Origin of the sequence: Saccharomonospora azurea NA-128 (assembly GCF_000231055.2) — a bacterium.
GTDB lineage: Bacteria > Actinomycetota > Actinomycetes > Mycobacteriales > Pseudonocardiaceae > Saccharomonospora > Saccharomonospora azurea.
The window spans coordinates 3,396,918-3,408,267 of sequence record NZ_CM001466.1 but is presented as its reverse complement, the minus strand read 5'-3'; the positions used below and the strand labels follow the sequence as shown (position 1 = coordinate 3,408,267).

At 66.4% G+C, this 11,350-nt stretch carries 15 protein-coding genes; 3 read left to right on the top strand and 12 right to left on the bottom strand.

The annotated features are described in order from the left end of the window. The first annotated feature begins 191 nt into the window (after window positions 1-191). From eccE to SACAZDRAFT_RS22565, 3 genes are all read left to right on the top strand, one after another. Complete coding sequence (eccE, locus tag SACAZDRAFT_RS15705; protein WP_005443322.1) at window positions 192-1,409, top strand: type VII secretion protein EccE; 1,218 nt, start codon at window positions 192-194, stop codon at window positions 1,407-1,409. Then, window positions 1,406-2,128 carry a hypothetical protein gene (locus SACAZDRAFT_RS15700; RefSeq protein ID WP_005443321.1) on the top strand — a complete coding sequence of 241 codons (723 nt, stop codon included), beginning with the start codon at window positions 1,406-1,408 and terminating at the stop codon, window positions 2,126-2,128. The genes eccE and SACAZDRAFT_RS15700 overlap by 4 nt, the downstream gene beginning before the upstream one ends. Before the next feature lie 195 nt (window positions 2,129-2,323). Further along, window positions 2,324-3,289, top strand: a complete 966-nt coding sequence (locus SACAZDRAFT_RS22565) for an endonuclease domain-containing protein (protein WP_005443320.1) — start codon at window positions 2,324-2,326, stop codon at window positions 3,287-3,289. Here SACAZDRAFT_RS22565 and truA read toward each other — a convergent pair. The 12 genes from truA to secY all read right to left on the bottom strand — a co-directional run bounded on the left by truA (window position 3,205) and on the right by secY (window position 11,100). Beyond that, the gene (gene truA, locus SACAZDRAFT_RS15695; protein WP_005443316.1) at window positions 3,205-4,125 is read right to left on the bottom strand and encodes a tRNA pseudouridine(38-40) synthase TruA; all 921 of its coding nucleotides are present in this window, start codon (window positions 4,123-4,125) and stop codon (window positions 3,205-3,207) included. The genes SACAZDRAFT_RS22565 and truA overlap by 85 nt on opposite strands. After that, window positions 4,122-4,691, bottom strand: a complete 570-nt coding sequence (gene rplQ / locus SACAZDRAFT_RS15690; protein WP_005443314.1) for a 50S ribosomal protein L17 — start codon at window positions 4,689-4,691, stop codon at window positions 4,122-4,124. Before rplQ ends, truA begins: the two co-directional genes overlap by 4 nt. Before the next feature lie 37 nt (window positions 4,692-4,728). Further along, entirely contained in the window at window positions 4,729-5,802 is a 1,074-nt protein-coding gene (locus SACAZDRAFT_RS15685) for a DNA-directed RNA polymerase subunit alpha (protein WP_005443312.1), read from the bottom strand. A gap of 115 nt (window positions 5,803-5,917) precedes the next feature. Continuing rightward, window positions 5,918-6,526, bottom strand: a complete 609-nt coding sequence (gene rpsD, locus SACAZDRAFT_RS15680) for a 30S ribosomal protein S4 (protein WP_005443311.1) — start codon at window positions 6,524-6,526, stop codon at window positions 5,918-5,920. Window positions 6,527-6,549: 23 nt separating this feature from the next. Continuing rightward, a complete protein-coding gene (gene rpsK, locus SACAZDRAFT_RS15675) occupies window positions 6,550-6,954 on the bottom strand; it encodes a 30S ribosomal protein S11 (RefSeq protein WP_005443310.1) in 405 nt (134 codons plus the stop codon). A gap of 18 nt (window positions 6,955-6,972) precedes the next feature. Beyond that, window positions 6,973-7,155 (bottom strand): hypothetical protein, encoded by a 183-nt coding sequence (locus tag SACAZDRAFT_RS23860; protein ID WP_005443309.1) that lies wholly within the window; start codon window positions 7,153-7,155, stop codon window positions 6,973-6,975. Beyond that, on the bottom strand, window positions 7,152-7,532 hold the full coding sequence (rpsM, locus tag SACAZDRAFT_RS15665; protein ID WP_005443308.1) for a 30S ribosomal protein S13: 381 nt from the start codon (window positions 7,530-7,532) through the stop codon (window positions 7,152-7,154). The genes SACAZDRAFT_RS23860 and rpsM overlap by 4 nt, the downstream gene beginning before the upstream one ends. A 197-nt stretch (window positions 7,533-7,729) precedes the next feature. Then, entirely contained in the window at window positions 7,730-7,843 is a 114-nt protein-coding gene (rpmJ, locus tag SACAZDRAFT_RS15660; protein WP_005443306.1) for a 50S ribosomal protein L36, read from the bottom strand. A gap of 76 nt (window positions 7,844-7,919) precedes the next feature. Further along, complete coding sequence (infA, locus tag SACAZDRAFT_RS15655; protein ID WP_005443304.1) at window positions 7,920-8,141, bottom strand: translation initiation factor IF-1; 222 nt, start codon at window positions 8,139-8,141, stop codon at window positions 7,920-7,922. Between the two features lie 276 nt (window positions 8,142-8,417). Further along, window positions 8,418-9,200 (bottom strand): type I methionyl aminopeptidase, encoded by a 783-nt coding sequence (map, locus tag SACAZDRAFT_RS15650; protein ID WP_005443302.1) that lies wholly within the window; start codon window positions 9,198-9,200, stop codon window positions 8,418-8,420. Window positions 9,201-9,241: 41 nt separating this feature from the next. Then, on the bottom strand, window positions 9,242-9,796 hold the full coding sequence (locus SACAZDRAFT_RS15645; protein ID WP_005443295.1) for an adenylate kinase: 555 nt from the start codon (window positions 9,794-9,796) through the stop codon (window positions 9,242-9,244). Beyond that, window positions 9,793-11,100, bottom strand: coding sequence for a preprotein translocase subunit SecY (secY, locus tag SACAZDRAFT_RS15640; protein ID WP_005447643.1), 1,308 nt, complete (start codon window positions 11,098-11,100; stop codon window positions 9,793-9,795). The genes SACAZDRAFT_RS15645 and secY overlap by 4 nt, the downstream gene beginning before the upstream one ends. Window positions 11,101-11,350: the final 250 nt, after the last annotated feature.

The window sequence follows — 11,350 nt, the reverse complement described above, 5'->3', positions numbered from 1 at the left end:
GCGGCCCCGGCGGGCCGGGTCGCCCGGGAGGACCGGGTGGTCCGGGAGGCCCAGGCGGCCCCGGAGGACCGGGTGGGCCGGGTGGGCCGGGAGGACCCGGCGGCTCCGGAGGTCCCGGCGACTCGGGTGGCGCACCACGGCCTCCGGAATCCGCGCCTACGCCCAAGGTGGCGCCTCCTGCCCGGCGTCGCATGTTCGGCGCCAACTTCGGGCCGCTCCCGGTCGCGAACCTCGTGCTGCTCGAGATCGGCCTGGCGATCGGGCTGATCCTCATCGCGATCAACCAGTCGCTGGTCTACGTCGCGATGGGTGTCGCCGGGGTCATGCTGATCCTGGCGTTCCTGCGCTGGGGCGGCCAGTGGTTCACGCAATGGGCCGGACTGACCGCTCGCTACGCCCTGAGGTCGCACGACCGAGTGGCGGTCCCCCCTGAGCCCAGCGTCGAGGTCGAGGCGCTCGCAGCCCAGGACGAAGACAAGGTGATCGGCCCCGACGACGCCCGTGTGAGTCTCCTGCGCCTCGCGGTTCCCGACCTCGTGGTGGCGCAGGGCCGGGACCACGAGCACCAGGAGGTCGGGTTCGCCTATCACGACGGCACGTGGACCGCTGTTCTCCTGGTCGAACCCACCCCGGCGTTGATCACACAGGCCGGAGGCGCGCCGAGTCTTCCCTTGTCGTCGCTCGCACCGTGTCTCGAAGACCGTGGTGTCGTCCTCGACTCCATCCAGATGACGTGGCACTGCTATCCCGGGAGCGCGGCGCTGCCCGCCGACTCGCCGGCGTTGGCGTCGTACATGGAGGTTCTCGGACCGCTTCCTGCGGCCGCCCGCCGTACCACGTGGGTGTCCGTACGGCTCGATCCGAAGCGGTGCCCCACGGCCGTGCGGGAACGCGGTGGCGGCGTCATGGGTGCGCACAGGGCGCTGATCGGGGCGCTGTCGCGCGTCCGCAATGCGATGGAGTCGCACGGTGTGCCGACTCGCCCGCTGAGTCCTGACGAGCTGCTGCGCGCGGGCATCTCGGCTGCGGAACTCACCGGTGTCGCCGGCTCCAACAGCCGGGTACGCATGCAGGAACGGTGGACCGGCGTGACGGCGGCCGGGATCGGCCATGCGAGCTACGCCATCACGGGCTGGCCGAAGGGCAAGATCACCACGAATCTCAACGCTCTGACGAGTGTCCGCGCGCTGTCCTCCACCGTCACGATGTCGATCTCGCCCTCCGACGAGGAGAACCGCATCGGACTGCGCGGCGTCGTGCGGATCAGCGCACGGAACCCGCGGGAGCTGGATGCCAGCGACCAGCGGCTGAGCGCTCTCTCCGAGCGCGTGGGCGTGACGCTGACCCCGCTTCGTGGACGCCAGGCGGCAGGCTTCGCCGCCACCCTGCCGATTGGAGGCACCGCATGAGCGCGCGCGTACACGATGCCAACAAGGCCATCGGGGTGGCGCCCGAGTTCGTGGTCGATCCGGCGTTGCTGGACGCGGTGAGTCCCTCCGGCGATCGGGGCGGCATCGTCCTCGGGTCCGGGCTGCAGGGCGAACCTCTGACCGTGTCGGCTCTGCGGGCGGCGCCGACCAGGATCGTGCTCGTCGGCGGCCTGTACCTGTCGAGGCAGGTTGCGATGCGTGCCATGGCAGTCGGCGCGTGGGTCGTCGTCGCGACGGGGCGGCCGACAGCGTGGCACGTGCTGTCCAACGCCGCGGGGCAACAGCAGAACGGTCAGCCGTCGCCGCTGGTTCAGATCCGTCGGCTGTCTCCTGTGGAACTTCCGCGCCCGTCGGAGGACGCACCGCTGCTGGTCGTCCACGACGGTGGGCCCACTCCACAGGACCTGTTCCCGCCGAGGTCGGCGTGGCAGACCACCGTGTACGTCCTGCCGTACCTGCACCCTCAGGCCGGGGCACTGGCGAACGCCGCCGACCTGGTGTTGATGCAGCGCCTCCCCGCCGGCCAGGCGGAGCTCGCGGCACGTATCTGGCGGCTTCCGCCGCAGATGATGCGGCAGTTGACGACGTTGAAGGACGACCAGGTCGTCGCCCTGGGGCGCAACCTGTGGCGTCCCCTGCGACTCGTCACGACGGCGAAGGAACAACAGATCCTGGGTCCCATCCGCCGAGGCGACTGAAACGACGGGGTTCCCCGAGGGGCGCGTTTAGCGGGCTAAACGCGCCCCTCGGTTCTGTCCAGACCAGAACAACCACCGTCCACGGCGCGAACCACCTTCAAGGCACCTGTGGACAACCGGCCGCCTCGTCACGTGCCTGTGGACAACTCGTCGCATCCCGGACCGCTTGTCAGGGCTACACGCGACGCTGCTGCCATGGATACTCACGTCAACACCCACGACGTTTTCCGCGGGTCTGTCGCCAGAAAGCACGGATATGTCACCGCTGCCGAACTGCGCGGACCGCGATATCGGCGCCTGTTCCAGGACGTCTACGCACCGGCCCATTTACCGGTCACACACGAACTCCGCTGTCGCGGTGCCGCTTTGATTGTGCCGAACGCAGCCGTATTGACAGGACGATCAGCGGCAACGGTACTGGGCGTCGAACTCGCGAAACCCTACGATCCGGTCGAGATCGTGGTTCCCGAAGAACACCGTTTCGGACCCATCAAAGGAATGAGCGTACGGCGCACCGCCGTAAGTCCGAACGAATCCCGCCCTTGGAACGGCATGCGCATCGCACGGCCGCGGAGAGCAGCACTCGATCTGGCCTTGCGCCTGTCGCCTCGCAACCACAGCTGGATCCGTCGACTCCGGATTGCGGTTCCCGATCTCGACGCCTTCATCCGCTCCGGCCTCGTCTCTCCTGAACAGCTCCGACGTGCATGGCGGAGACTTCGGAATCGGGGCATCAGGCTTGCTCGCGCCGCACTGTCCATGGTCGATCCACGCGCGGAGTCGCTCCCCGAATCGGAGCTACGCGTCGTACTCAACGCGGGAGGTTTTCGGCCTATCCCCCAATACTCGGTCACCAAGGCCGGCAGGGAAGTAGCCCGTCTCGACCTCGTGCTGGAGGAAACGAAAACAGCCGTCGAGTACGACGGCAGGTGGCATCGCAAACGTCGACAGATACGTCACGACAAAGCACGTCGAAAGCGGCTGATGGCGGAGGGCTGGACTTTCGTCGTCGTTACCGCAGAAAAGCTACGGGGTGACTACCGCACCATCCTGGACGAGGTACGGCAAGCGCAGTCTCAACGAGATCGCTCGACGTCATTCAGATCGCGCAGGTCCCTCGTCTTCTCAGCACGCAGCGCGAGTTGGTCGTCAGGAGGGTAATCGACCTTGACCAGGGTGAGGCCGTGGGCAGGAGCGACCACGCTGCTGCGTTCGCGGCTCTTGAGTACTTCCGCAGGCCAGTTCACGGCGCGCCGTCCGTCACCAACCCAAAGGAGCGCACCGACCAAGCTACGGACCATGGAGTGACAGAACGCGTCAGCTGATACGGACATGTGCAGCTCGTAATCGTCCACTCGCTGCCATGACAGCTCGAGAAGTTCGCGGATGGTCGTTGCGCCTTCTCGCTTCTTGCAGAAAGCTGCGAAGTCGTGCAGGCCGAGCAGTTGAGACGCTGCCTCGTTCATTGCCTCAACATCGAGCGGCCGAGTCCACGCCAGTGTGTCGCGCCTCCGTAGCGGGCTGACGCCCCAGGGCGCGTCCGACACCTGGTAACGGTAATGACGTTTCGCGGCCGAAAAGCGGGCATCGAAGCCCGCAGGTGCACGGGACACCCGCAGCACACGGACATCAGCAGGCAGAACGCGGTTGAGTCGGTGGCGCGCACGGTCGAGGTCAGGCAACCCGTCCGGGGAGACCGGCGTCGTCCTGGAATGCGTTTCGCCCGCAAAACGCGTCACGTCCACGTGGACAACCTGCCCAGCCGCATGAACTCCGGCGTCAGTGCGGCCTGCGACCACCACTGAGCCCGCTAAAGACGCGCCCGGGGGCTGCTTACTCAGGGCGTCTTCGAGGACTCCCTGGACCGTGCGGCGGCCTGGTTGGCGGGCCCAGCCGGAGAAGTCCGTGCCGTCGTACGCCAGGTCGATGCGCAGACGAGCGAGCCCGCCCTCCCCGGAGGGAATGGCGGGCTCGCTGCGAGAACTCGTCTCGGTCAGGACTCGTCCTTCTTGTCCGAGCCTTCGGCCGGCTCGTCCGTGGCGTCCTTGGTGGCCGACTCGGGCGCCTCGGCGTCCTGGTCCTCGGCGGAAGCCGCCTCGGCCTCAGCCTTGGCCTCGTCCGCCTTCGGCTCCTCGGCCGGCTTCTCGGCCGCGGTGTCCTTGGCGAACTTCGTCTTCCGGGCCGCCTCGGCCTCAGCCGTAGCGGTCTTCTCCGACACCAGTTCGATGACCGCCATCTGGGCGTTGTCGCCCTTACGCGGCAGCGTCTTGGTGATGCGGACATAACCGCCGTTGCGGTCCTCGAAGAAAGGCCCGATCTCCGCGATCAGCTTGTGCACGACGTCCTTGTTGCGGACGACCCGCATGATCTGACGCCGGTTGTGCAGATCACCCTTCTTGGCCTTGGTGATCAGCTTTTCGGCGAGCGGACGCACGCGCTTGGCCTTGGCCTCGGTCGTCGTGATCTTGCCGTGCTCGAACAACGACGTCGCCAGGTTTGCCAACATCAACCGCTCGTGCGCAGGCGATCCGCCGAGACGGGTTCCCTTGGTCGGGGTGGGCATCGGTTCTCCTCGTTCAGCTGCGCAGCCGCAAGGTTACTTACAGCTGCTCCGTCTCTGCGTAGTCCTGGCCGTCGTCGTGGCCAGTGTCCGGGATGCCCGGCGACGCCGGCTCCGCGCCCCAGGTCTCGGTGCTGCCCTCGTACGTGGAGGCGGCGGCCGTGGGGTCGAATCCGGGCGGGCTGTCCTTCAGCGTCAAGCCGAGGCCGACGAGCTTCATCTTGACCTCGTCGATCGACTTCGCACCGAAGTTCCGGATGTCGAGCAGGTCCGCCTCGCTACGCGAAACCAGCTCGCCAACGGTGTGAATCCCCTCGCGCTTGAGGCAGTTGTACGACCGCACCGTGAGGTCGAGATCCTCGATGGGCATCGCGTAGGCGGCGATGGTGTCCGCCTCCTGCGGCGACGGCCCGATCTCGATGCCCTCGGCGTCGACGTTCAGCTCGCGGGCGAGACCGAAAAGCTCGACCAGCGTCTTGCCGGCCGACGCGACGGCGTCCCGCGGGGTGATCGACGGCTTGGTCTCGACGTCGAGCACGAGCTTGTCGAAGTCGGTGCGCTGCTCGACACGAGTGGCCTCGACCTTGTACGTCACCTTGAGCACCGGCGAGTAAATGGAGTCGATCGGGATACGACCGATCTCCGCGCCGGCCTGCTTGTTCTGCAGCGCGGGCACGTACCCGCGGCCGCGCTCGACGACCAGCTCGATCTCGAGCTTGCCCTTGCCGTTCAGCGACGCGATGTGCAGATCCGGGTTGTGCACGGTGACACCCGACGGCGGCACGATGTCGGCCGCGGTGACCTCACCCGGGCCCTGCTTGCGCAGGTACATCGTGACGGGCTCGTCCTCCTCGGAGGAGACGACGAGCTCCTTGAGGTTCAGGATGATCTCGGTGACGTCTTCCTTCACCCCGGGAACGGTGGTGAACTCGTGCAGCACGCCGTCGATGCGGATGCTCGTGACCGCGGCACCCGGGATCGACGACAGCAAGGTACGCCGAAGCGAGTTGCCCAAGGTGTAACCGAAACCGGGCTCGAGCGGCTCGATGGTGAACCGAGAGCGCGTCTCGTTGACCGTCTCCTCGCCGAGAGTCGGCCGCTGGGAAATCAGCACTGTTCTTCTTCCTTTCCTGCCGGCGCCCGCCATATGACGCCGAGAGGTGTGGCGTAGCGGCGGCGCACTCCGGGCGCCGCCGCCGGCCCGATCCCGGACAGAGCCGGGAACGGGATCACTTCTTCGAGTAGAACTCGACGATCAGCTGTTCCTGGATCGGGACCTCGATCTGAGCCCGCTCCGGGAGCTGGTGCACGAGAACCCGCAGGTTCGAGGGAACGACCTGCAGCCACGCGGGCACGGGCCGCTCACCCAGCGCTTCCTTCGCCGCCACGAAAGGCAGCGTCTTCAGCGACTTCGGCCGAACATCGATGATGTCGAACTTCGACACCCGGTAGCTCGGGATGTTCACCTTCTGGCCGTTCACGATGAAGTGGCCGTGGCTCACGAGCTGACGGGCCTGACGACGCGTACGCGCGAGACCAGCGCGGTACACGACGTTGTCGAGCCGCGACTCCAGCAGCTGCAGCAGGTTCTCACCGGTCTTGCCGGTACGCCGCGCCGCTTCCTCGTAGTAGCGCCGGAACTGACGCTCGAGGATGCCGTAGGTGTGGCGCGCCTTCTGCTTCTCCTGCAGCTGCAGCAGGTATTCGCTCTCCTTGATCCGACCGCGGCCGTGCTGGCCGGGCGGGTAGGGGCGACGTTCGAACGCCTTGTCGTTGCCGACCAGGTCAACCTTGAGCCGACGCGAGACACGAGTCGCGGGGCCGGTGTATCGAGCCATAAGTCCTTACTCCTCCCCGTTCCTCAGACCCGGCGCCGCTTCGGAGGGCGGCAGCCGTTGTGCGGCTGCGGGGTCACGTCCTGGATGGTGCCGACCTCGAGACCCGCGGCCTGCAGCGAACGAATCGCCGTCTCACGACCGGAGCCCGGGCCCTTGACGAACACGTCGACCTTCTTCATGCCGTGCTCGGCGGCCTTGCGGGCGGCGTTCTCGGCAGCCATCTGGGCGGCGAACGGCGTCGACTTGCGGGAGCCCTTGAAGCCGACGTGGCCCGAGGACGCCCACGAGATCACCGCACCGTTGGGGTCGGTGATCGAAACGATCGTGTTGTTGAACGTGCTCTTGATGTGGGCGTGCCCGTGAACGACGTTCTTCTTTTCCTTACGCCGGACCTTCTTGGTCCCCGACGTACGAGACTTCGGTGGCATGGTCGGGTGGTTCTCCTCTTAGCGCGAGTTCTGCTGGTGAGCTGCCGCGGCTTCACGCTGCCCGCGCCGCATCAAGGTGCCGGCGTCGGTGTACAGCTGGCGCAGCGCCATCGGGCGGGCGTAGAGGGCCTTCGGCGACATCGGACCCGAGCCGCGGCGCAGAACCGCGCCCGCCCGGACTCGACTGCCGCTGGCACTCACTTCTTGCCCGCCTTCTTCTTGCCGGCGACCGTCTTCTTCGGGCCCTTGCGGGTACGGGCGTTGGTCTTGGTGCGCTGGCCGCGCACGGGCAGCCCGCGGCGCCAACGAAGACCCTCGTAGCACCCGATCTCGATCTTCCGACGGATGTCGGCGTTCACCTCACGCCGGAGGTCACCCTCGACCTTGAAGTTCTCCTCGATGAACTCCCTCAGCTTGGCGAGTTCGTCGTCGTTCAGGTCCTTCACACGGGTGTCGGCGTTGACCTGCGTCGCCGCGAGGATCTCCCTCGAGCGAGTACGGCCGATGCCGTAGATGTAAGTCAGCGCGATCTCCATCCGCTTTTCGCGGGGGAGATCAACGCCAGCGAGTCGTGCCATTAGCGGTTGCGCTCCTTCGTTGCATCGTTCTTCGGGTCTGCTCCCTGCCCGTCCCGGGACGACTCGCCGTCACCCGCCCGCTTTCACGGACGGTATCCCGGCCTCGGCCCGAAGCTCCGAGGGTGAACCGGATCGTCACCGACCCGGCAGGCGCGGGGAGGTTCTGCGTCCTGTCAGAGCTCTGACGACGGCCGCGATCAGCCCTGGCGCTGCTTGTGGCGCAGGTTGTCGCAGATGACCATGATGCGCCCGTGACGACGGACGATCTGGCACTTGTCGCAGATCTTCTTGACGCTCGGCTTGACCTTCACGTCTCCTGCTCTCCTGCTCGTGCTGAGTTGCTGCGCGCCCCCTGGCGGGAGTCGCCTCCCACCACGCTCGCCGTGATCACTTGTAGCGATAGACGATGCGACCACGGGACAAGTCGTAGGGCGAGAGCTCCACGACAACCCTGTCCTCGGGCAGGATGCGGATGTAGTGCTGCCGCATCTTCCCACTGATGTGTGCCAGGACCTTGTGGCCGTTCTCCAACTCGACGCGAAACATCGCGTTGGGAAGCGGCTCGATTACGCGGCCCTCGACCTCGATGGCCCCGTCCTTCTTCGCCATGTACTCCGCGTTTCGTGATCGGTTTGAGCGTTAGAGTGCTTGCCTGGGTGGCACACACGTCACCTCGACCCCAACTGAGCCAGAAAAGCACGTTAGAGCCGACGTGATGAGCACGCCGACTAGACAGTGTACGCAACGATTGTCAAGCCCGACCACGGGGCCCGCCCCAACAGTAGGAGACGTCACGGGGGCGCGTTGGGCGGCTACTCACCGCGATTAGCCCGCAGAACGCGGTCGTGGCACCACGCCGGGTCGCCCGGGACCGCGTTCCGCCCGCTAAACGTCGTCGGACTCGGGCGCGGTGAGCACCCACGGACCGTCTTCGGTGATGGCGACCGTGTGCTCCCAGTGCGCGGCCTTGGCGCCGTCGTCGGTGACGACCGTCCAACCGTCTTCCAGTTCCACCGTCTCGGCGGACCCGCCCGTCAGCATCGGCTCGATCGCCAGCGCCATGCCGACCGCGAGCTTCGGGCCCTTCCCGGGCTTGCCGACGTTGGGGAGGAACGGCTCCATGTGCATCTCGCGCCCGATGCCGTGACCGCCGTACTCGACGACCATGCCGTACTCGACACCGTGCTTCTTGCCGACCTCACGAGCCTTGGACTCGATGGCGTGCGAGATGTCGGTCAGGCGGCCGCGGGGCGACACCGCCTCGATGCCTGCCAGCATCGCGAGTCGCGTGGCCTCGGACAGCAGCCGGTCGCGCTCGGACACGTCGCCCACCTCGATGGTGACCGCCGAGTCGCCGTGCCACCCGTCGAGGATGGCGCCGCAGTCGACGGAGAGCAGATCTCCGTCCTCCAGCACGGTGTCGCGGGACGGGATGCCATGCACGATCTGCTCGTTCACCGACGCGCAGATGGACGCCGGGAAACCGTGGTAGCCCTTGAACGAGGGCACCGCCCCGGCGTCCCGAATAACCTGCTCGGCCAGCTCGTCCAGTTCTCCGGTGCTCACGCCGGGCCGCGCAGCCTCCGTCACAGCACGCAGAGTGCGCGCGACCAGAAGGCCGGCGGCTCGCATCGCCTCCAGCTCACCGGAGGTCTTGATCTCGATCATTCGCCGACGTCGAAACATTCCGAACACAGACAGCGCCGGACTCAGGAACGCTTCTTCAGCGCGTCGAGCACCCTGGCGGCCACCTCGTCGACGCCGCCGACACCATCCACGGTGACGAGGATGTCGGCGTAGTACTCCAACAACGGGGCCGTCTCCGAGCGGTACACCTGCTGCCGACGACGGATGACGTCCTCGGTGTCGTCGCTGCGGCCGCGACCGAGCAGCCGCTCCACGAGCACGTCCTCCGGCACCTTGAGCTCGATGACGGCGTCGAGCGACTGCTCGTTGCCCTTGAGCATGTCCGCCAGGACGTCGGCCTGCTTGGTGGTACGCGGGAAACCGTCGAGCAGGAAACCGGCCTTGGCGTCCGGCTCCGCCAGGCGCTCGCGGACCATCTCGTTGGTCACGCTGTCCGGAACGAGCTCACCCGAGTCGAGGTACCGCTTCGCTTCCCGACCGAGGGGCGTCTCCTCTCCGACGTGCTTGCGGAAAAGGTCGCCCGTCGAGATGTGAGGGATCCCGAGTCGCTTCGACAGCTCCGCCGCCTGTGTGCCTTTACCTGCCCCGGGCGGGCCGACGAGTAGTACACGCGTCATCGGAGGAACCCTTCGTAGTTACGCTGCATCAGCTGGCTTTCGATCTGCTTCACGGTGTCGAGCCCGACACCGACCATGATCAGCACAGCTGTTCCGCCGAAGGGGAAGTTCTGGTTGTTCCCTTCGCCGGTGACTGACAGGAAGAAGTTGGGCAGGATCGCCACGATACCGAGGTAGATCGACCCCGGCAGGGTGATCCTGCTGAGCACGAACCCGAGGTACTCGGCAGTGGGCCGGCCCGGACGGATACCCGGGATGAACCCACCGAACTTCTTCATCTCCTCAGCACGGTCGTCCACGTTGAACGTGATCGTGATGTAGAAGTACGTGAAGAAGATGATCATCGCGAAGTACAGCGCGATGTGCACGACGTGCGACTGGTTCGTGACGTAGTTCTGCAGGAACCGCTGCCAACCGGACGCCTGGTTCGGGTCGCCGATGAGCTGCCCGAGAAGGTCGGGCAGATACAGCAGCGACGAGGCGAAGATGACCGGGATGACACCGGCCTGGTTCACCTTGATCGGCAGGTAGGTCGACGTGCCGCCGTACATCCGGCGCCCGATCATCCGCTTCGCGTACTGGACCGGGATTCGACGCTGCCCCTGCTCGACGAAGATGACGCTCGCGATGATCGCCAGCGCGAGCACGCAGATGAAGAAGAAGGTCAGGCCACCCTGGTTGCTCAGGATGTTGCCGCCCTCGGCGGGGATCTGCGCGGCGATGTTCAGGAAGATGAGCAGCGACATGCCGTTGCCGACGCCGCGCTCGGTGATGAGCTCGCCGAGCCACATCATGACGGCGGTGCCCGCGGTCATCGTCAGAACCGTCAGCGCCAGGCTGTAGACGCTGTTGTCAGGCAGCACCGGCTGGTCGCAGTTGCCGAACAGCTGACCGCGGTCGGCGAGCGCCACGACACCCGTGGCCTGCAGGATCGCCAGAGCGATAGTGAGGTACCGCGTGTACTGCGTGAGCTTGCCCTGACCGGCCTGCCCCTCGCGCTTGAGCTCCTCGAACCGCGGGATCACCACGGTCAGGAGCTGCACGATGATGCTCGCCGTGATGTAAGGCATGATGCCCGTGGCGAAGATCGAAAGCTGTAGGAGCGCGCCACCGCTGAACAGGTTCAGCAGCGAGAACACGTTCTGATCCTCGACCTGCGCCTGGCATGCCTGCACGTTCGGATAGGAGACCCCGGGCGCCGGCGTGACCGCACCGATCCGGTACACGGCCACGATCATCAGCGTGAACAGGATCTTCTTGCGCAGGTCCGGCGTCGCGAGAGCCGAGCGGAAGGCGCTGAGCACGCGGGGGACCTCCTCGGCGTCGTCGGCGAACCGACGAACGGCTTTGGCCGGCATTGGACCGGCTGGACACTTCGTCACTGGCGGCAAGCCAGACACGCTCGAGACACAACGGCCCAAGCGTGGGTTCGACTTTAACAGCATCGCCAAGGGATGCCGCATCTAGTGCATGATTCCCACGCCACAGGCAGACGCGAGACACGACGAAAGTCGACGAACCCGAAGACGAAAGGTGGATCGCCCGAGCCTGCCG